16 protein-coding genes are annotated in these 20,624 nt (G+C 44.2%); 9 read left to right on the forward strand and 7 right to left on the reverse strand.

Going from position 1 to position 20,624, the window contains the following annotated elements; all coding sequences use genetic code 11:
• Positions 1-151: 151 nt before the first annotated feature.
• A complete protein-coding gene (locus tag ACTIE0_RS15745) occupies positions 152-1,387 on the reverse strand; it encodes an FAD/NAD(P)-binding protein (RefSeq protein WP_006668702.1) in 1,236 nt (411 codons plus the stop codon).
• Positions 1,388-1,463: 76 nt separating this feature from the next.
• Here ACTIE0_RS15745 and ACTIE0_RS15750 point away from each other — a divergent pair, with 76 nt between their 5' ends.
• From ACTIE0_RS15750 to ACTIE0_RS15770, 5 genes are all read left to right on the forward strand, one after another.
• The gene (locus ACTIE0_RS15750) at positions 1,464-2,255 is read left to right on the forward strand and encodes a hypothetical protein (protein WP_006624429.1); all 792 of its coding nucleotides are present in this window, start codon (positions 1,464-1,466) and stop codon (positions 2,253-2,255) included.
• Entirely contained in the window at positions 2,252-3,070 is an 819-nt protein-coding gene (locus ACTIE0_RS15755; protein WP_006624428.1) for a metallophosphoesterase family protein, read from the forward strand. Before ACTIE0_RS15750 ends, ACTIE0_RS15755 begins: the two co-directional genes overlap by 4 nt.
• Before the next feature lie 117 nt (positions 3,071-3,187).
• Positions 3,188-3,835, forward strand: coding sequence for a GTP cyclohydrolase I FolE (gene folE / locus ACTIE0_RS15760; protein ID WP_006624427.1), 648 nt, complete (start codon positions 3,188-3,190; stop codon positions 3,833-3,835).
• 95 nt (positions 3,836-3,930) lie between these two features.
• On the forward strand, positions 3,931-4,635 hold the full coding sequence (locus ACTIE0_RS15765) for a hypothetical protein (protein ID WP_006624425.1): 705 nt from the start codon (positions 3,931-3,933) through the stop codon (positions 4,633-4,635).
• 54 nt (positions 4,636-4,689) lie between these two features.
• Positions 4,690-5,727 (forward strand): CobW family GTP-binding protein, encoded by a 1,038-nt coding sequence (locus ACTIE0_RS15770; protein ID WP_006668700.1) that lies wholly within the window; start codon positions 4,690-4,692, stop codon positions 5,725-5,727.
• 75 nt (positions 5,728-5,802) lie between these two features.
• On the opposite strand, the gene ACTIE0_RS15775 is transcribed toward ACTIE0_RS15770, so the two are convergent.
• The 6 genes from ACTIE0_RS15775 to ACTIE0_RS15800 form a co-directional block, all read right to left on the reverse strand.
• Positions 5,803-8,004 (reverse strand): pentapeptide repeat-containing protein, encoded by a 2,202-nt coding sequence (locus tag ACTIE0_RS15775; protein WP_006668699.1) that lies wholly within the window; start codon positions 8,002-8,004, stop codon positions 5,803-5,805.
• A 9-nt stretch (positions 8,005-8,013) separates the two neighbouring features.
• Complete coding sequence (locus ACTIE0_RS15780; protein ID WP_006668698.1) at positions 8,014-9,072, reverse strand: zinc-dependent alcohol dehydrogenase family protein; 1,059 nt, start codon at positions 9,070-9,072, stop codon at positions 8,014-8,016.
• 158 nt (positions 9,073-9,230) lie between these two features.
• Complete coding sequence (locus ACTIE0_RS15785; protein ID WP_006624421.1) at positions 9,231-10,505, reverse strand: dihydrolipoamide acetyltransferase family protein; 1,275 nt, start codon at positions 10,503-10,505, stop codon at positions 9,231-9,233.
• A gap of 190 nt (positions 10,506-10,695) precedes the next feature.
• A complete protein-coding gene (locus tag ACTIE0_RS15790; RefSeq protein ID WP_006668697.1) occupies positions 10,696-11,145 on the reverse strand; it encodes a YlqD family protein in 450 nt (149 codons plus the stop codon).
• Positions 11,146-11,356: 211 nt separating this feature from the next.
• Positions 11,357-13,300, reverse strand: coding sequence for an AMP-dependent synthetase/ligase (locus ACTIE0_RS15795; protein WP_035759345.1), 1,944 nt, complete (start codon positions 13,298-13,300; stop codon positions 11,357-11,359).
• The gene (locus tag ACTIE0_RS15800) at positions 13,300-13,530 is read right to left on the reverse strand and encodes a hypothetical protein (protein ID WP_006624418.1); all 231 of its coding nucleotides are present in this window, start codon (positions 13,528-13,530) and stop codon (positions 13,300-13,302) included. The genes ACTIE0_RS15795 and ACTIE0_RS15800 overlap by 1 nt, the downstream gene beginning before the upstream one ends.
• Before the next feature lie 22 nt (positions 13,531-13,552).
• Between ACTIE0_RS15800 and ACTIE0_RS15805 the strand changes: the two genes are divergently transcribed.
• The 4 genes from ACTIE0_RS15805 to ACTIE0_RS15820 all read left to right on the forward strand — a co-directional run bounded on the left by ACTIE0_RS15805 (position 13,553) and on the right by ACTIE0_RS15820 (position 20,323).
• On the forward strand, positions 13,553-14,728 hold the full coding sequence (locus ACTIE0_RS15805; RefSeq protein WP_006668695.1) for a hypothetical protein: 1,176 nt from the start codon (positions 13,553-13,555) through the stop codon (positions 14,726-14,728).
• A 670-nt stretch (positions 14,729-15,398) separates the two neighbouring features.
• Positions 15,399-17,090: a bicarbonate transporter BicA gene (bicA, locus tag ACTIE0_RS15810; RefSeq protein WP_006668694.1), complete on the forward strand. Its 1,692-nt coding sequence runs from the start codon at positions 15,399-15,401 to the stop codon at positions 17,088-17,090.
• Positions 17,091-17,614: 524 nt separating this feature from the next.
• Positions 17,615-19,345, forward strand: coding sequence for a bicarbonate transporter BicA (gene bicA / locus ACTIE0_RS15815; protein ID WP_006624412.1), 1,731 nt, complete (start codon positions 17,615-17,617; stop codon positions 19,343-19,345).
• A gap of 75 nt (positions 19,346-19,420) precedes the next feature.
• A complete protein-coding gene (locus ACTIE0_RS15820; protein ID WP_006624410.1) occupies positions 19,421-20,323 on the forward strand; it encodes a carbohydrate ABC transporter permease in 903 nt (300 codons plus the stop codon).
• Positions 20,324-20,624 lie beyond the last annotated feature (301 nt).

The raw sequence follows: 20,624 nt of genomic DNA on the forward strand, positions 1-20,624 counted from the left end.
CCAGGGTAGGAACTTTAACTCTTGCTCTGAACGTAGCCAGTTAAGGCTTAAGCTGGTCAGCTACCTGAAAGCGGGGGCACGAAGCCCCCGTGCTTCAGCCGGGGGTGCTGACTTTCCGCCCCATTCATCCGCAAATCCTCCGCTTTTTGGCTTAGGAAATCCCTAAAGGAAGCATGGTATTAGGCTTAATAATCGCTTTAACTAGGCGATCGCTTGCCATTCTTCCCCCCGATAAATTCCTAGCCACAGGACCCACAATCAAAGCCGCTAATCCCCCCATTATAAAACATTGAGATCCAGGAATCCGCAAATTTTCATCTAGGACAGGTAAACCATTAATCATCTCCGTCCGATAAATTCGTAGCACATCAGTCAGTAAATTATCTTCGTGTCCATTAAATTGAGTTCCCGTAGCCAACCAAATCCGATTAAACATTAGTGAAACTTCCCCATTCAGCCTCACTCGCCACTGTTCATCCTTCCAAACCGCCCCCAGAATCTCAGTATTTTCTAAAATCCTCAATTTCCCCTGACGCGCCGCCCGTCTTAACTGTAACATCAGCGCGGGAGTCACCGAACCCCCATCACGAGCCTGTTTAATCATCTCCCAACGACCATACCAACAGTCCTCCCCTTCAAAACCCTTTAAATATTTGGGTCCTAACCAACCAGGTTCCGCATCAAATAACCTCTCGCGCAACTGTCGCCGCACTACTAATGTCACCATAGCGCCTCGTTTTAGCGCCCCCATAGCCAAATGACCGCTGGTTAAACCCCCTCCCACAATTACAATATCTTCTCCAGACAAATCCTTAATTAACCGCAAATCAACCTGTTGAGAATGACAAAGGCTACTGGGAGGATAGGGGGTCCTAATTTCTTCTACCCACTGGGGAATATTGGGAACCGCCGCCCCCGTTGCTAATACTACCCGCCGCGCAATTAAGGAACTACCATCAGTTAAAACTATCTGAAATCTGGGCTTTTGGGACCATTGAATCGGTAACACTTGGCTGACTTTTCCCGGATATACCCGGTCTGTTAACTCCCATTTTTTCACTACCTCACCACAGAAATCCTCAAATAGCTCGGTTCCTGGTAGGTCGTAGGGGGGGAACAATTCCATCGACCTATTCTCAGCAAATCGTCTGAGGCTATAGGGGTCGGGGTCGGGGTGATGTACTGCTGGCGATCGCAAATGGGGGATTTCCTGCGCCTTAAATTGATGTCGCCATTGTTCTAACCAAGTCCCACTGGGGTCTAAGACCATAAATCGGTTCCTGAATTTTTGGCGTTTCTGCAATATATGGGTAACTAACGTCAGGGCTTGGGGACCTGCTCCCACAATCGCTAGGTCAATCAAACTCGGTAAAGGGCGATCGAACATATTTTTCGGAATTTTCTCGAATCCTGTGTTATGTGTGTTATCTTAGTCTGATAATGATTCTCATTCTTGTTAAACCATGATTTTTGCGATCGCAGGTCCCCCCGGTGCTGGGAAAACCTACTGGATTCGAGAACAGATAGCCCAAAACCCCCAACCACAGTGCTATTTCGCCCCAGAGATTAATGGCGTGTGCATTGATAAAACCTGTTTAGCCACAGAATTTCCCCATCTGCACATCCTATCTCGTGGTCAAGAAGCCGAACTATTAACTTTAATTGAATCCGGGGTTAATGTTTATATTGAATTACCTTGTTATTTGGAATTATCCAACTTTGAACCCCTTTTAAATAACCTCGATTGTCAACGGATTGCTGTGCTACCTGCCACCCCGCAAAATTCCGAGTTTGAACAGTGGTCAGACCAAATAATTAACGGAAATTCAGCGGCAGCCCCCAGCCAAGAATTGTGGGAGAGTATATCTGATGATGTGCAAATTCATCAAGGGTTACTATCCGGCGAAATTATCGATTGGGCGAGTTTGACCGTGTTTTGGTTTGAACTCATTCATGGAGCATACGGTCAGGTAATTAGAGCTAAGGGAATTTTTGATATTGTTAGCGGTGAGTCAATTTATGGAGATTTCGTCTTTGGGACAGCTAATCGGGAGTTTGTCGCCCTGGATTTACCTATCCACACTTCCGGGAGACCTGAGCGATTTAGTGGCTTTGAAATTGTCGGACAAGGATTAGATAAACAGGGAATATCACAAACTCTCAAAGATTGCTGTTTACCAGAATCTCATATACACTATTATCAGCAACAAATGCAGCATGATTCCTTAGCGAGAGAAACCGAGGTTTTAGTATGAAAATAGCCGTCATGTCTTGTATCCATGGTAATTATGAAGCCCTGGATACAGTTTTGTTGGATATCGATAAACAAAAAGCTGACCAAATTTATTGTTTGGGAGATTTGGTCGGTTATGGTCCTTTTCCTCATGCCGTAGTTGAGCAAATTCGCTCCCTAGATATTCCCACTGTTCAAGGATGTTGGGATGAAGATATTGTCGAGGGATTAAATGCTTGTGAATGTAGTTATCCATCCCTATTGGCGGAACAAAGGGGGCGCTTGGCTCATGAGTGGACTAATGATAATGTCTACCCAGAAACCAGGGAATTTTTGGCTCAATTACCTTTGAGTTTAAAGAAGGATAATCTCTGTTTTGTTCATGGTTCCCCCCATAGCAACCATGAGTATTTGATGCCGAATATGGATGCTTTTACCGTGTTAGAAAGAGTTTTGTCTACTGATGCGGATGTCCTTTTTTGTGGACATACCCATGTTCCATACGTGCGCCACTTAGAAGCGGGTCAACTACAGGTGAAAATTCGCCAAATGGGTGGGGGTGAAAATCCACAAGATTGCAGTTTTCAGACTCCCTTAAAACGGGTGATTAATGTCGGTTCTGTCGGAGAACCTCGCCACGGTCGCCCTAATGCTACCTATGTGATTTATGATACCGATACCCAACAGGTTACTCTCCGAGAGGTTGAGTATGATTATCGCAAAACTTGTGCCGCCATTATTGAGAAGGGGTTACCGCCTATTTTTGCTTGGCGTTTATCTCAGGGTTTGGAATATGCCGAAAAAGCTGATGATCCGACCCATGTTTGTCAACGTTAAATAAGTTTCCCAAAACCTGGCAATTTTGGTAAATATCTGCTATAATAAAATTATCACTTTGCCCAATTTTTCGGGCAGATTAAGCCCGCCAATTGTAGTTTACTTTCACTTAAAAACATGACTTTAGCCCAGGAACTTCAAGCCAGTATCAATGGCAATTTACCCAATTTGACCACCGAAACAGCACCTTTAGTTTCTGAGGAAGAAATGCGTCAAGCGGTGCGGACTTTGTTACTGGGACTTGGAGAAAATCCCGACCGGGAAGGTTTGAAGGATACCCCTAAACGGGTGGTTAAAGCCTTAAAGTTTTTGACCTCTGGTTATCATCAGTCTCTGGATGAACTGCTAAATGGTGCGGTATTTCATGAGAATACTGATGAGATGGTTTTGGTGCGAGATATCGATATCTTTAGTTCTTGTGAACACCATATTTTACCTATCTTAGGTCGCGCTCATGTCGCTTATATTCCTGATGGTAAAGTTATCGGATTATCTAAGGTGGCTCGTATCTGTGAAATGTATGCTAGAAGGTTACAGGTTCAAGAAAGATTGACTGCTCAAATTGCCGATGCTTTACAGGGTTTACTCAAGCCGAAAGGGGTCGCTGTTGTCGTGGAAGCCAGCCATATGTGTATGGTCATGCGCGGTGTACAAAAGGTGGGTTCTTGGACTTCTACCAGTGCGGTGCGGGGGGTGTTTTCTGAGGATGCCAAAACTCGCCAAGAGTTTATGTCTTTGATTCGCCATACCCCGAATTTTAGCTAGTTTGTGGGGATTTTATCCTCGCCGTTTGGCGATCGCAATAGTTGGGTTGGGTTTGCGCCTAACTCAACACCTTATTTTACTTTTAAGTTATGGTTATGTGGGCTATTTTAAGCGGTATTGAAGGCAATTTGGTGGCTTATCAAGAAGTGGTTAAGGATATCATTAAACGCCGAGTTGAGATTGAACAGTTTTATATTTTGGGAGATTTGGTCGGTCCAAATCCTAACAGTGAATTGCTGGTTGAGATGGTCAGAAATGCCGCTGAGTCAGGAGAAATTGAACCCCAAGTCTGTCTGGGTTGGTGGGAGGAACAGTGTTTTAATTTGTATGGTTTTGGGACGAATGTACAGGGTGATGAATTGTTGAAAAAATATGGGGGAGATACGGTTAAGTTATTGTGGAAATCGGTTTCTCGGAAAACCGTTGAATGGCTGCGAGAACAGAATTTTGGCTTTTTAGAATTGGACTGTTTGTTAATTCATGGAAGTAGTGTAGGGGCCAGTGATGAACTGACCGTGGATACCCCGGCTTGGAAAATGTTGGATCGCTTGCAAAGGGTTGGCGCAAATCAGTTGTTTTGTGGTCGGTCTGGTCAGGTTTTTGAGTATGAATTGGCGGCGGGTTCCCTGGCTTCTACTGTTCTAACTTTGGATGAACAACAACCTTCCCAAACTGTGGAATTGAAAAATAAAAAAGTGATTGGAGTCGGTGCGGTGGGTCGCCATTGGGGTACGGCTACCTATACTTTATATAATCCCTATTCTAATCAGGTTACATTTTGCAAAGTTGACTATGATTAATTGGGGGATTACTATATAATTTAATTGAGGATTTACTAGGAGTAATTTAAGATTATGACCGGAGCCACACAATCATCATCGGCTTTGATTCCAGATTTGCCGAAGCGGGGAATGCCTGTGACAATTATTACGGGTTTTTTGGGGAGTGGTAAAACCACTTTACTTAATCAAATTTTGGAAAATAAACAGAATTTGAAAATTGCGGTTTTGGTTAATGAATTTGGGGATATTAATATTGATTCTCAGTTGCTCGTCTCCACTGATGATGATATGGTAGAGTTGAGCAATGGTTGCATTTGCTGCACGATTAACGAGGGGTTAGTTGATGCGGTTTATCGGGTTTTGGAAAGAAGCGATCGCATTGATTATATGGTAATTGAAACTACAGGGGTGGCTGACCCTCTCCCGATTATTTTAACGTTTTTAGGTACGGAATTAAGAGATTTAACCAACCTGGATTCTGTGATTGGTGTGGTGGACTCGGAAAGTTTTACGCCAGATCACTTTGACAGTGAAGCGGCTTTAAAACAAATCTCCTACAGTGATATGATTATCTTGAATAAAACTGACTTGGCGACTGCTGAGAAGCTGCAAGAATTGGAGGCTTATATTTCCACCGTTAAACGGGGTGCAAGAATTATTAGAAGTGAATATGGTAGGGTTCCATTACCGTTAATTTTGGATGTGGGTTTAACGCCTACTGAAGAGTATCAAGACCACGACGACCACGACCACGACCACGACCACGACCACGACCACGACCACGACCACGACCACCATCATCATCATCACCATTCTGATCATTTAGCCAATGATGGTTTTGTGTCTATTGCGTTTGAAAGCGATCGCCCTTTTGATGTCAACAAATTCGAGCAATTTTTAACTGAAAAAATGCCAACTGGAGTATTTCGCGCTAAAGGGATTCTCTGGTTTAGTGAGAGTGAAACACCCTACATTTTTCAACTTAGCGGTCCCCGGTATGATATTCAACTAGGGGAAACTTTGAGACAATCTAAAAACCAGGTAGTTTTTATTGGTCGTCATCTCAACAGCGAGGAAATTAAGCAGCAGTTAAATAGTTGTTTAGTCTGACCTAACCAGGTGAGGGGGGGTTGAGTCAGATTAATGGAATTAATCACTGAGAGTATAACCCCCCCTAGCAGATAATTATTTTAAATAGATTAATAGGTTTAATCCGGGGATGGTGCGAGAAAGGGTCCATAATAGCAGAATCAAATAGAGGACTCCCAAACTCCACTGATACCAAACCAAAGTGGTGATTAAACCGGGGACAAATTCATCGCGCATTCGCAGGTCATTAAAGCCAAATTTTAGCAAATTATTCAAACTGAAATCATAGTAATTTAACCAATTCCAACGCCGATCCCATAAAATCGGTAAATACCTTTCACGGAAGAGAGGATAACGCGGCATTATGGGAAGACGACCAATCATTAATCGTAACTGTCGCAGGCTACCATCTTCTGTTAAATAGGAGGTATTCAATAAATTATGATAGCGTCCGCGCCGATAAATAATCCCTAAAATTAGACCCGGAATAGGAAGGAGAAACACACCTAAACAGAGGAGGGTAAGTCCTGGTTGAGTAGAAGCGGAGAAAATTTCTAATAAACCGATCGCCGTAAATATAGCATAACTTCCCACCATAGAAGTAGTTTCTAAAGGGGTGGGAAGAATGGGAGATGGTCGCCAGCGTCTGACCCGATCTACCAGCCAAAACAATAAGCCAAAATAGGCGATCGCCACTATTCCCACCCCAAAAATTAGGGGAAAATTAGTGCCATATCCAGTTAGCAATAGCAAAATTTCCCACTGTAACCATTGGAGAATAGTTAACAGTTTTTCGACCCCATATTTGAGATGAGTTAGCCTCAAAAAACGCTGCCAACAACTACTATAGTTATCAGCTATAGCGGCTTCTTGACTATTAGCGATCGCGCGATTATATACTGTAATATAAGTCGCCAAATTAATACCATCCAGCCTGAGAATTTCCACCAAATTCCGAAAAGGTTGTTCTTCCCTAACTCGGACAATAGTTTCCGCCTGTTGCGGTTCAAAACCAATAGCCACCAACCGGGAAACGGAAGCGGTGTTAATATTCACCCCAAAAATTCGTCCCCACCAAGTATTTAATCGTAATTTCGCCCGCAACAACTCGATATAATTAGCATCAACAATTTGTTCCTGTTCCCGAAAATTTCTAATCAACTTTCGCAGTAAATTCTCATTTCCCTGAAGAGTCGGAACAGTTATTAATTGACCAATTATTCCCGGATCTCCCATAATTTGAGCGGCTTTAGAGTCAAACATAAAATGGTCAATATTCAACATTTTACCATGATTAAAACCCACATCACTAAAATCCATTAATCCCTCAATACTGGCTTCTCGGAGATTCAAGTTTTCACTAAAGCGAGTATCTCTAAAATCCACAGAATCCGCAAATCGAGACTGATTAAAACTCACAGAAGCATTAAATATAGACTTAGTAAAACCCGCCCTGTCTGACCACAAAGAATCGCTAAAATCTGTGCTTTCCTCCCAAACAGTTTTGTCAAAATCCGCCGCCCCACCAAATCGCACTTGGTGAAAATTACCCCCATTAAAATGACTACCTTGGAAGTCGGTTAATCCCTGAAAATTAGCTTGCTTAAATTGTGCAGATGTGATAAAATAGCTATGTTGAAAATTCGCAGATTCTCGGAAACTAGCCCCGCCAAAATTTGCCAACAAACTCAACCGACAATCAGACCAATTAGCGGTTTTCTGAAAATCTGCATAACGACTATCAACCCCTTTGAGAAAAAAGATATTGTGAAAATCAACTTTTCCCTGAAATTGTGTTTCTTCTAATTTCAATCGTCCCCGCCATACGGTTAATTTAGGCAAAGATGCTGAGAAAGATTGAGGGGATTTAAAAATTGATAAATAGGCGGATTTAGACTTAATTTGCTCTACTTCTTCCTGGGAAAATACAGATTTAATAGTTTCTTCAATCAGGGGAACTCTCACCCCCAAGTTACCCCCATTAAAATCCCCTTGAATTTGGGAATAACTCAAGTCTAATCCTAGGGGTTTAGTTGACTGATTTAGAGTAGTTTTTAATAGTCGATAAAACTGGTTCCTAAACTCAGCATTTTCGGGGCGTATATCAATAATGAGATGCTGTAAATCAATAGCAGCGACTCCCTCAATGTTGCTAGGATTATTTAGCCTTTCCTGGAGCAATTCTAGGGTCAATAAAGTGGGTTCTGGTTGACCATTTGCCGCCTGAACAGATAGGGATGAACGCAGCATAAAAACAGTCAACAGCAGAACACACAGGGCAATTTTAATTAGCCTCATTAACACCAACTAACCTTGATTCTCATCATCACTATCATCATCACTATCATCATCACTATCATCATTATCATTGATAACTAAGGCTAATTTACCTTTCATTCCCCCAGCTTCCAATAACTGATGAGAAGCAGCCGCCTCGGCGAGGGGAAAAGTTTGGTTAAGGAAAATATTCAACTTATTCTCATCAATTAACCTGGCACACTGCTGTAAAATCTTGGTTTGGTCTAACTGGTCATCCTCGCGATTTTGCAGCATGGGAGTTAACATCAATTCCCAAGAAATCCGCAGATTTTTAGTTCGGGCATCCTTGAGATTTCCGAGGCTAAAATCTGGCTCTAATAGGGTGACAATATCTCCATAATTGCGGACGGCATAAACACTCTGAAAAAATGTTTCTTTCCCGACTGTATCAAAGGCTAAATCAACGCCTTCGCCTTGAGTCCAATGCAGGACAGCCTCGACAAAATCTTCCTCTTTATAGTTAATGACTAAATCAGCCCCTAACTCTTGAACAAAAGCTGCGTTTTCGGTAGATCCCACAGTAGTTGCTACTTCTGCCCCTTGCAGTTTAGCTAGTTGAATAGCAACATGACCAACACCTCCAGCCCCAGCATGAATTAGCACCTGCTGTCCGGGTTGTAACCTGCCGCGATCGTACAAAGCCTCCCAAGCAGTAATTAATACTAAAGGTGCGGCGGCAGCCTCAGCAAAGCCAAGGGAAATAGGTTTCCGGGCGATAAATTTTTCTTCTACTACTGTTAACTCGGCATAATTTCCGGTCTGTGCGCCGAGTCCACCATCACAAAAATAGACTTCATCACCAACGGCAAAATCTTCAACTGCGCTACCGACAGCTTCAACTATCCCAGCACCATCACAGCCTAAAATCGCGGGCATTTGGTCAGGATAAAATGTGCCACGACTGCGGAGTTTAGTATCAATAGGATTAACTCCGGCGGCTTTTAGTCGGACTAAAACTTGGGTGGCTGTTTTGATTTGCGGGTCGGGGACTTCTTGGAGTTGCAAAACCTCGGGTTTCCCAACTTTGGTCATGACAATGGCTTTCATCTGCTTCAATTTACCATTAGTAAAAGTTTTCCTAAGTCGGTGGGTCACATCACCACATTTTTCGGTTTCCCCAGGGAATGATTAATGTTTGGTGGGTCACATCACCACATTTTTCGGTTTCCCCAGGGAATGATTCAGTGTGACGCTTCGATGGGTTTCTACAGGGTTAATGATTGAGGGTTAGTTTCAATCAGTTGGGCGAGATATTGCAGGAAAGCTGCGGCATCTGCGCCGTAGATGATACGGTGATCGCAGGTAATGTTAACCTGCATTTGCGGTTTAATTCCCATCATGCCATCATCGGTGGCGACGACAGTAGGACGAGAAGCACCGATCGCCAAAATTGAACCCTGACCGGGAGGCAAAATGGCATCAAAGCGATCGACCCCAAACATCCCCAAGTTAGAGAGAGTAAAGGTTCCGCTGCTGTATTCTTGGGGTTGTAATTGTTTGCTGCGGGCGCGGGCGACTAAATCCTTCCAAGTGCGAGAGAGGGAATAAATATCAATCTGATCAGCATTGGAGAGTACGGGAGTAATTAACCCACCGTCGGGCATGGCTACTGCTACAGCAATATTAATAGCCTTATTGTACTGAATACCAGAGTCAACATAACTGGCATTGACAATAGGATATTTCTGTATAGCAACTGCCACCGCCTTAGCCAGCAAAGCGGTCATGGTCACACCTTTGGACTTAACCTGTTTATAGAGTTTATCCAAGTTGTCGGTAGTGATAGTGTAGCCCACATGGAAAGTAGGAACCTGCAAACTCGCCAACATATTGCGGACTACGGCATTTTGTAGAGTATTCATCCCCACAACCTCCCCTAAAGGAACCGGGGCTGGTGCGGGGGTGGCAATAGGTGTGGGAGGCGCAACAGGGGAAACAGTAGGTTGAGGCGCAACGGTAGGAGTCTGAGTCCTTCCGGTAGCCGCTTCGACATCTTCAGCCACAATGCGACCGTGGGGGCCACTACCCTGGAGGTTATTTAAGTCTACATTGAGTTGTTTCGCCAATTTGCGAGCGCGAGGAGTAGCGACAATGCGACCATTACGACGGCTAGGGGTGCTATCTATGGCAACGGTAGCGGCCACAGGTTCTGGAGTACCTACAGAGGGGGTAGGGGTAGCTTCTGGTGATGGGGTGGGGGCGGTGGCGGTGGCTTGTTTTTTGGCCTCTTCAATTTCCGCTTCTGTTTCGGCAATGAGGGCGATCGTTTGACCGACCCCAGCGGTTCCCCCTTCCGGAACGATAATGGTAGCTAAAAAGCCCTCGTAAAAGGCTTCTACATCCATATCAGCCTTATCTGATTCTACAATCAGGACGGTTTCCCCTTTCCCGACGCGATCGCCTGGGGATTTTTGCCACGATACAATTTTACCCTCTGTCATAGTTGAACTGAGGGCGGGCATAAACACTTCGTGAATCATAATAGTCTCCTATTAGCTTGGAAAACCCGGCATAAAAATACCGGGGAGGAAAAGCCAGCCATCAATTGTAGCGGCTAGTTAACCTATTTATATCCAGGTTTACCCATTTTAAAATAGGATGGGATAAAATAGGTAATCATTAATAATTGATGGGCTATGGCTTACCTAGAGCCTGCCGCCGTTCAGTCCATTAAACATCACCGCGTATTTCCTCAACCACACCGTCGCGCAGGAGAATTTCTACCTGCATTTTGCGGATTAAGTTATCACCCTGTTCGACAGCAAATACACTGTCAATTTGACCTTGCGGGACTTCCTGTTCTAGTTCCAAAGTTTGCAATTGCTGAAGTTTTTGGAGGATCTGATTTTTCTGATCCAGAAGTTTACTTTTTTGTTCATTCACCTGATTTTGGATATTATCAATTTGAACCAAAGTCTCTGGTCCTGGAGGTTGTAGGCTTTGTTTTTTGAGTTCCCCAATCATGCGTTGTCCTTGCATTTCCAGTTGTTGAAGCTGACTATCAAGCTGATTAATTTCGGCTTGTAGTTGTTGTTGTGCTTCTTCTTTCCAGCGAGGGGTAACCACAGCTTTCACGTTGATGAGACGTTTGAGAAGCAGTTGATTTTTAGAAATCTCCATGTATAGTGTCCTGTAGTTTTCACCAATTCAGTAATCGAGAGTCAGGGGGTGTTTTAGACGGTCTAAACCACCAAATCATCATGACGATCGCCAATAGCTTATGTTCAGAAGTTGACAAGAGTTAGGCGATCGCACCCAGCAGAAGTTATATTAATCGCCGTCAGGCCATCAAACCAGCCACAGGTGAGCCATCTATTACTGCTGACCCCGTTTAATACATCTCGTCAATCATATCGCGGTAACGTTCCATTACAACCGGGCGCTTGATTTTCAAAGTCTGGGTCAGTAGGCCATTATCAATACTAAAGGGTTCCAAAATCAACCTAAACTGACCAATGCGATCATCAGGTCGGAAACTAGGGCGGTTTTTGACCTGAAGGTTCAACTCCTGACGAAACAGACTCTGTATAGGCTGACTATCGATAGCGATCGCATTTTCAGTTTCCCCCTGTTGTTCTTCCCCAGGTACTTGCAGATGCAAACCCTGTCCACTAGCCCACTGTTTCAGCGCATCCAAATTAGGCACAATTAGCGCTCCCAGGGACTTCTGGTCTTGACCAACCAAAACGATTTGGTCAATATAGGGACTACGAACACAAGCATCCTCAATCGGTTGAGGTTCGATATTCTCCCCATTAGTTAACACAATCGTATCTTTTGCTCGTCCCGTCAACACCAAATCTTTCTGAGGAGTCAGCCAACCGAGATCTCCCGTATCAAACCACCCCTCCGGGTCAATAGCCTTATCAGTGGCTTCAGGATTTTGAAAATAGCCCGTCATCACCTGGGGACCCCGCGCCAAAACCAACCCCTTATATCCCGGTTCACAGGTTTGGCGAGTCTCCGGGTCAATAATCCGAATTTCCGTTTCAGGGATAGGTCGCCCCGCAGAACCCCGTAAATTATGGCTAGGTCGTCGCGCCGTCAAAACCGGAGCAGTTTCCGTCAACCCATAACCCACCAACAGGTCAATTCCCACAATTTCATAGAAATTTTCCAAGTGCATGGCTAGGGACCCACCACCACTAATAGCAAACTTGAGTTTTCCCCCCACAGCCTGCCGCACCTTCTGATAAATCAATTTATCCCCCAAGGCGTGAACAGGAGTTAACAGAATAGTTTGCAATTTAGCCAAAGCTGTGGATGAGTTCTGGTTACTACCTTGTCCGGGAATTGTCAATTTTTGTACAATGCGGCGGGCTTGAATATAGCGGTTGCTCATCCCAAAGAAGAAATTAACCAACTTTTGCCGGGTGGCGGGTCCATCACGAAACTGCTTCTGCGCCGCCTCATAAATCGATTCCCAAATCCGAGGCACACTAACCATATACTGAGGCTTAAACTCCTGCAAATCCTGCTTAAAATAGCGGATATTAGTATAAATCACCATGGTTCCCCGGGACAGAAAATAATATTGTCCACTCCGCCCCAAACTATGCCACGTCGGCAGAATACTCAGGACAATTTCCCCCGGTTGCGGCGCAATCACATCAGCAATAGTAATCAGTTGGTGCAAAAAATTCCGGTGAGTTAACATCACCCCCTTGGGTTTCCCGGTTGTCCCAGAGGTATAAAGCAGAGTCGCTAAATCTTCCAGTTTGGTAGTGGGGGGATTTAACAAAGTCATATCCTCACCCTTAGTTATCAGTTGGCTAAAGTTGACAATGGGTATACTTAGGCTATCCTCAGCCGTTATGTCTTCATCCGACAGTAACACCACAAACCGAATCGGCAAATCTTGGATCGCTTTTTCTAACTTGTGCAGTAAGGCTAGGTTATCGACTACTAACCCCGTACTCCCACTATTTTGGAGAATATAGGCGAGTTCTTGAGGGTCGGCGGTCGCACCTCTCACCACATTAGCAGCTCCGGCGGTGAGAATACCTTGATCAGCAATCATCCACCGGGGACTATCATCAGCAAATAAAGCGACACGATTGGGTAAGTCCTCGGCGGGTTCAACTCCCAATTGTTGCAGTCCGGCCGCAAATTGTTGGATCTGAGTCCACAGGTCGCTATAGGTGATTTGTACTTCTGGCTGACTGTGGGGGTTAAATAGGGCGACTTGTTGCGGGATCTGTTGGGCGAGAATTGGCCAAATTTCTGGTAAGGATTGAACAGATTGATACTGGGCGGTTAGGTTAGAGTTATCCATCATAAGTTAATTGGCTCTGTAGTTATTAGGCGATCGCTATCTTTATCGTCATTAGCAGTATCTATTTCGATTATGGTATCTTTAATTGGAGCAACTTTGATACCCAAGGGGACAGATATATAATTGTCCCTAGGACAGTGGCAACCCAATTTTAGATAAAATTTGTTAATGATAGAAACGGCGATCGGTTCAAACAATCGCATAATATTAATCGGTATAGGTTGATCCAATGGGTCGGGAGGATATAAAGGGATGGTTCAGGAAATCCAACGTCAAAACTATGATGTCAATTTGGCAGAACAAGTACCAATGGAACCATTGGCGATCGATGTTCATGCTGATCAGTTCATTGATGACATCTTTCAGGATATCGATCGCAGTCTCAGTGGTATAACTAAGCTGCCTAAAGACCCTGTACAGCCGGAGTTTGTCTCACTTCAATCTATTAAGGTTCCTCAGATTATTCTGCCTTCCGTCGAAACTGAGGCTGATCGCGAGGTTGCTATTTCCGCAGAAACTCAACTCCGCGATGCTAACGCCGATCGCTCTCATTCCTTTGATAAAATTCTATTGGCGGCCGCCTGTGCTTCCCTGGTCGTTACTTTATCCCTGTGGATGGCAACTAGAGGCGGTCTGGGGCGACTGTTTGCCCCCGCACCTGTGGCCGTAGATCCTCAGTTGAGCCAACAAACCCAGGCAGATGCTAAGTTTGTCAATTATTTACAGCGATCGCTCGAAGCCATTAGCCGTAACAGAGCTGGAACCGCTCAACCAGGTATGGCTCAACCTGTCCCCGGCGCTCCCCCAATGATGGAACTCCCTACCCTAGCAATTCCTGACACTCCAGCTCCCGCCCCAGCCCCTGATGCCGCCGCCCTCGCTAATACTAACAATTTAATTGCTGCTATCAACCGAGTCGCAGAGGCAGTTCAAGAAGCCTCTAATCAGACCGCAGCCTTGTCTAATCAAGTTATGGCAAGTCTGCAAGCCCAAAATCAGCAAAATCAACAACCAGCGCCACAAGCACAGGCTACCCCAGGGGGTCAAGCATCCGGGGTAGTTCCTGAAACCACCGCCTCTAGTTCTCCTGCACCCACCACCACCCAGGAAACCACCGCCTCTGCTCCCGTCAGCATTCCTGACCCCCCAGCAATTCCTACTCCCCCCACTGCGCCCCCCGAAGAAACAGCCGCCGTGTCACCAGATACTACTACTTCCCCCGCTGCTGGAATTCATACCTTAGTCGGGATTTTGGAATTAGGCGATCGTTCCGCCGCCTTATTTGAAGTCAATGGAGTAGCTCGCCGTATTTATGTCGGTGAAAGTATTGCAGCCAGCGGCTGGAGTTTATCATCAGTTGCTAACCAGGAAGCCGTCATTCGTCGCAATGGAGAAGTCCGCAGCATCGTTGTCGGCGAGAGATTTTGAACCGAAAATTTCTCCAAATATGCAGGCGGGTATATTGTCGTTATTTGACACCATATAACCCGCCTTTTAATTGATGTCTATGATACCACTTAAAATCACCAATAATATAGATATTGCCATCACTATCAGCCACTATTAACAGCCATTTTTCCCATATAGTTACTGATGTAATTATTCATATTGCCCCCATTTTATCAATCGTAGTTTTCCTAGGTTTTTATTAATATTTAGATCGAGATTAATTAAATTTAATGTCAAAATTTACCCCCCCTCCGGTATAATCCCGGTGTGACTGTGAGAGGAAACTCAAATAGGAATAGTTATCAAAATGGACCCAATACCTAAGTCGCAAAGCTCCTGCTTGCAGAGCCAATTAACTTGATTCACCAAACTGGATTGGGGGTAGATTGTTTAGAGGAATGTGGGGACAAAATTATGATTTAATTGTACAGGGTAAACCCGGGTTGCCGACCCTTTGGGCTGAAGTCCATCTGGGGGAAATTTACCTCGAATCCGGCATTCAGTAATCGGCAGCACCAGCGCCGCCATGTTCATAAGCAGCCATATCCCAGTTTTATAGTTCCCTTAGTTACTCGATAATCTCAGTTGATTTTACTTTAATTTAGCTGATGGTTTTGTGCATCATCATAAAAACAAGGATATTTGGTTTATGCAGATTCTTAATACCATACATTTTCGTAATCTCAAAGGCGACCTTTTTGGTGGTTTAACCGCCGCTGTCGTCGCTTTACCTATGGCTCTAGCTTTCGGAATTGCCTCTGGGGCAGGGGCTTCCGCTGGTTTATGGGGTGCAATATTAATCGGATTTTTTGCTTCCTTATTTGGCGGAACTCCTAGCCTAATTTCTGAACCCACAGGTCCCATGACCGTCATTATCACAGCAGTAATAGCCGAATTAATGGCTAAGAACCCAGACAACGGCATGGCCATGGCTTTTACCGTAGTCATGCTCGCCGGTATCTTTCAAATTATCTTTGGGGTTTTAAAATTAGGTAAGTATATTACCATGCTACCCTATAACGTGATTTCTGGGTTTATCACCGGAATTGGTGTGATTCTGATTTTTCTACAAATAGCCCCCTTCCTCGGTCAAGCAACCCCCTCTGGTGGCGTAATTGGTGTGATTAGAAATTTGCCTGAGATTATTTCTAATATTAATCCTTGGGAAACTATTTTAGGGTCAATTACTTTAGCTATTCTGTTCTTTTATCCAGCTAATCTCAAAAAAGTTGTACCTCCTCAACTCGTCGCTTTAATCATTGGTACAATCATTTCCTTAGTCGTATTTAGTGGCGTAGAAATTCGGACAATTTCCACCATTGGTGAAATTACCCCCGGCTTTCCTGAACCACAAATGCCCACATTTACCCAAGAAGATTTGCGGTTAATGTTTGTCAATGCTATGGTCTTAGGAATGGTCGGTTCTATTGATTGTCTGTTAACTTGTTTAGTATCAGATAGTCTCACCCGCACCGAACATAACTCCAATAAAGAATTAATCGGTCAGGGTGCAGCCAATTTAATTACTGGTTTGTGCGGTGGTATTCCCGGTTCAGGAGCCACCACAGCCACCGTCGTCAGTATTTACGCAGGAGGACGCACCGCCTTAGCTGGCATTACTCGCGCTGTTATATTGTTAATTGTCGTGTTATGGGCAGCACCTTTAACCTCTGGTATCCCTTTAGCAGTTTTGGCAGCTATTGTCCTCAAAGTCGGTATTAATATCATTGATTGGGGATTTTTAAAGCGGGTTCACCAAATTTCTTGGAAAGCCGCTGGCATTGTTTATGGTGTCGTTATCCTCACCGTATTTGTTGATTTAATGGTAGCCGTCGCTGTCGGTGTCTTTATTGCCAATATCTTGACTATTGAACGTCTGAATGAGTTTCAGTCTCAGTCTGTAAAAGCTATCACTGATGCCGATGACCAAATTGTTCTAAATGCTCAAGAAAAAGAAATTTTAGACTTGGCAAATGGCCGGGTTCTGCTGTTCCATTTGAGTGGTCCGATGATTTTTGGGGTGGCTAAAGCTATTTCCCGAGAACATCAGGCTATTAATAGTTATGATGTGTTGATTGTTGATTTAAGTGAAGTGCCAATTTTGGGCGTGACTTCTTCCTTGGCTATTGAAAGTTCCATTACAGAGGCAATTGATGCCGGTCGTGATGTGATTGTAGTCGGTGCAACTGGTAAGGTGAAAGGCAGGTTAGAAAAATTGGGCATTGCTGGCTTAATTCCTGGTAATTATTGGATGGGCGATCGCTTAACAGCACTCAAAGAAGGTTTAGCGATCGTCAAGCAAAAACAGCCCAGCATCACCACTAATGCTGATCTCTCCTAGCTGTAGGGCGAGATAATTTTTCTGGTGCGTCAGCAATCAATTATCCCCTATTCCTTCCCATTTTCTCTATCTGACGCACCCTACCAGCCAGATAATTTTTCTGGTGCGTCAGCAATCAATTATCCCCTATTCCTTCCCATTTTCTCTATCTGACGCACCCTACCAGCCAGATAATTTTTCTGGTGCGTCAGCAATCAATTATCCCCTATTCCTTCCCATTTTCTCTATCTGACGCACCCTACCAGCCAGATAATTTTTCTGGTGCGTCAGCAATCAATTATCCCCTATTCCTTCCCATTTTCTCTATCTGACGCACCCTACCAGCTAGGGACTCAGCCCCCGAACCTAGCCATAATCACCGAAATATCCCATAAGCTGGTCAGGGGTGACTCTATCAGAAAAAATTAAGAAAATGTGTAGACAAATACTTGTTTTGGCTTTATGATTCATTTCAATCTATGAATCGTAGTTTTTTTATAGATTAATAGCGATAAATACCTGGTTGTTAACTGTTTTCCCTTATCATGCAACTCCTGAATCATATTCATTTTAGAAACGTTCGGGGCGATATCTTTGGTGGCATGACTGCTGCTATCATTGCCCTACCCATGGCTCTAGCCTTCGGTGTCGCTTCCGGTGCTGGTCCGGCTGCTGGCCTATATGGAGCCGTCCTAGTTGGTTTTTTTGCTGCTCTGTTTGGGGGAACCCCAACCCTCATTTCTGAGCCTACCGGTCCCATGACCGTGGTTATGACTGCTGTTATTGCTAACCTCACCGCTGCTAATGATGAAAACGGCATGGCCATGGCTTTTACCGTGGTGATGATGGCAGGGATTGTCCAAATTATATTTGGTTTTCTGCGTCTGGGTAAATATGTCACCCTCATGCCCTATACAGTTATCTCCGGCTTTATGTCCGGGATTGGTATAATTCTCGTAGTTCTCCAAATCGGTCCTTTTTTGGGGCAGGCTCCCCCCAGAGGTGGTGTCATTGGTACTATTCAGAATATACCATCACTGCTGACTAATATTAACCTCTCTGAAACCATCTTGGGTCTCATCACTGTGGCAATTCTGGTGTTGATGCCTGGTAAGCTAAAACGCTTGGTTCCTCCTCAGTTATTAGCCTTGGTTGCCGTCACCATATTTTCCCTAATTGCTTTTCCTGATATTGATATTCGTCGAATTGGTGAAATTCCTACCGGTCTCCCCTCCCTGCAAGTTCCTACATTTAGTGCAGGCCAAATCCAGACCATGTTCATTGATTCCTTGGTGCTGGGGATGTTGGGTTGTATTGATGCTCTCCTCACCTCTGTGATTTCTGACAGTCTCACCCGCTATCAACACGACTCTGATAAAGAATTGATTGGTCAAGGATTAGGAAACCTCGCTTCTGGTTTGTTTGGCGGTATTCCTGGGGCGGGAGCTACTATGGGGACAGTGGTTAATATTCAGGCTGGCGGTCGCACGGCTTTATCCGGTCTCACTCGTGCAATTATTCTGTTAGTTGTGGTGCTGTGGGCGGCTCCTTTAACTCAAAGTATCCCTATGGCGGTTTTGGCTGGTATTGCCTTAAAAGTTGGTGTTGATATCATCGATTGGGGCTTCTTGAAACGCGCCCACAAGGTATCTGTCAAAGCTGCCTTGATTATGTATGGGGTAATTGGTTTAACTGTTTTTGTTGACTTGATTATGGCTGTGGGCTTGGGGCTATTTGTCGCTAATATCCTCACTATTCAGCGCCTCACTGATTTGCGTTCTAAGGATGTTAAAGCCATTACTGATGCTGATGACAACATTGTTCTAAGTCCCGATGAAAAAGCATTGCTCAAACAGGCTAATGGTCGCATTCTACTTTTCCACCTTAGCGGTCCGATGATTTTTGGTGTATCTAAAGCGATCGCCCGTGAACACGCAGTTATTGGTAGCTATGATGTTCTCATCTTAGATTTAAGTGATGTGCCTCTGTTGGGGGTCACTTCTTCTCTCGCCTTGGAAAATGCTGTTAAAGAAGCTGTTGATCTCGGTCGTCATGTTTTCATTGTCGGCGCTTCTGGACAGTGTAAACAGCGCTTACAGAAGTTGGGAGTTTTTGAAATGCTCAGTCCCGATAATTTGGTCATGGATAGAATGCAAGCTCTACAGACAGCAGTGGCTATGGTTCGTTCCTCTACTGGTCCTATTCCAGAGGTTGCCGAAGTTAATTATCCTCATGGTTCTTCCATTCTTCCAGATGATTTGACCATCAATAATTGAACCCTACCCCCAAACCGGGCTTCTCTCAAGAAACCCGGTTTGCCTCCGGATTTCTGGTTTTTCACAAAGATTATCATGCGATCGCGACTTAATTTCACCCCCTATTTATTTCTATTACCCGCATTACTCATTTTAACCCTCACTGTATTTTGGCCGTCCTTACAAGCCTTTTATCTCAGCTTTTTTGATTATGACTTAATTCGAGAACCTCGGTGGGTCGGTTGGGGGAATTTTCAAAGACTTTGGCAAGATCAAGTATTTTGGCAAACCTTAAAAAACACCGGACTTTATATAATAGTAGTCGTTCCTATTTTGGCGATCGCACCCTTGGGATTAGCTATTTTAGTTAATCAAAAACTCCGTGGCATTCACTGGTTTAGAACCGCCTATTATGTGCCGGTTGTAATTTCCATGGTCGTAGCCGGACTAGCTTGGAAATGGTTATATGCAGAGAATGGATTACTTAATCAATTACTCCAATATTTTACCTCATTTTTCCTCCCCTCATCTACTCAATTCCGAATTCCCTGGTTAACCGATCCTAATTTAGCCTTATTTTCAGTCATGGCAGTTACCATTTGGAAAGGATTGGGTTATTATATGGTAATTTATCTCGCTGGCTTACAATCTATCCCCGCAGAACTTTACGAAGCCGCTAGTTTAGACGGTTCCGACGGGTGGCAAAGTCATTGGGATATCACCTTACCTTTAATGACACCTTATCTAATTTTAGTCTCGGTAATTTCTGCCATTTCTGCTACCAAGGTATTTGAAGAAGTTTATATCATGACCCAAGGCGGCCCCTTAAATAGTTCTAAAACCATTGTTTATTATCTCTATGAAAGGGCTTTTCAAAACTTAGATATTGGTTATGCCTGTACCATTGGATTAGTGCTATTTGGGATAGTTTTTAGTTTATCATTACTCCGGTTAATTGTTAACCGTTTCACAGGTAATCAAAACCAGGCCACTTGGTGAAATCATCCCCCAGGAGTTGGGGGGACCCGCGACCATAGTTCATACTTTCCCCTAATTTTTGCTAAATTCCTGAAATTAAGCCATAATAGAAGTAGATGGAATTGCCCGTCAATATATAGGCTTAGGGTCAGCAGACCCAGGATAAATCATATCTGAACCAAACTGAAAGGGGAGCATGATTTAATCTCAAATTAGGTTAATATTTTAGGGCAATACGGTATAAGAAGCGAGAAGAGTTGAGGATAAACCTATTGCCAAATATGTCAAACCCAAGGAAGCCGCCCAAATCCTTGGAGTCCAT

The organism is Limnospira sp., from assembly GCF_051859755.1.
Classification (GTDB): Bacteria; Cyanobacteriota; Cyanobacteriia; order Cyanobacteriales; family Microcoleaceae; genus Limnospira; species Limnospira fusiformis.

Excerpts from the sequence above, each read along its gene's own strand:
- ACTIE0_RS15795 (WP_035759345.1), bottom strand. The coding sequence starts at position 13,300 with ATGGATAACTCTAACCTAACCGCCCAGTATCAATCTGTTCAATCCTTA.
- ACTIE0_RS15805 (WP_006668695.1), top strand. The coding sequence starts at position 13,553 with ATGGTTCAGGAAATCCAACGTCAAAACTATGATGTCAATTTGGCAGAA.
- bicA (WP_006668694.1), top strand. The coding sequence starts at position 15,399 with ATGCAGATTCTTAATACCATACATTTTCGTAATCTCAAAGGCGACCTT.
- ACTIE0_RS15745 (WP_006668702.1), bottom strand. The coding sequence starts at position 1,387 with ATGTTCGATCGCCCTTTACCGAGTTTGATTGACCTAGCGATTGTGGGA.
- ACTIE0_RS15775 (WP_006668699.1), bottom strand. The coding sequence starts at position 8,004 with ATGAGGCTAATTAAAATTGCCCTGTGTGTTCTGCTGTTGACTGTTTTT.
- ACTIE0_RS15765 (WP_006624425.1), top strand. The coding sequence starts at position 3,931 with ATGTGGGCTATTTTAAGCGGTATTGAAGGCAATTTGGTGGCTTATCAA.
- ACTIE0_RS15755 (WP_006624428.1), top strand. The coding sequence starts at position 2,252 with ATGAAAATAGCCGTCATGTCTTGTATCCATGGTAATTATGAAGCCCTG.
- folE (WP_006624427.1), top strand. The coding sequence starts at position 3,188 with ATGACTTTAGCCCAGGAACTTCAAGCCAGTATCAATGGCAATTTACCC.
- bicA (WP_006624412.1), top strand. The coding sequence starts at position 17,615 with ATGCAACTCCTGAATCATATTCATTTTAGAAACGTTCGGGGCGATATC.
- ACTIE0_RS15770 (WP_006668700.1), top strand. The coding sequence starts at position 4,690 with ATGACCGGAGCCACACAATCATCATCGGCTTTGATTCCAGATTTGCCG.
- ACTIE0_RS15785 (WP_006624421.1), bottom strand. The coding sequence starts at position 10,505 with ATGATTCACGAAGTGTTTATGCCCGCCCTCAGTTCAACTATGACAGAG.
- ACTIE0_RS15750 (WP_006624429.1), top strand. The coding sequence starts at position 1,464 with ATGATTTTTGCGATCGCAGGTCCCCCCGGTGCTGGGAAAACCTACTGG.
- ACTIE0_RS15780 (WP_006668698.1), bottom strand. The coding sequence starts at position 9,072 with ATGAAAGCCATTGTCATGACCAAAGTTGGGAAACCCGAGGTTTTGCAA.
- ACTIE0_RS15820 (WP_006624410.1), top strand. The coding sequence starts at position 19,421 with ATGCGATCGCGACTTAATTTCACCCCCTATTTATTTCTATTACCCGCA.
- ACTIE0_RS15790 (WP_006668697.1), bottom strand. The coding sequence starts at position 11,145 with ATGGAGATTTCTAAAAATCAACTGCTTCTCAAACGTCTCATCAACGTG.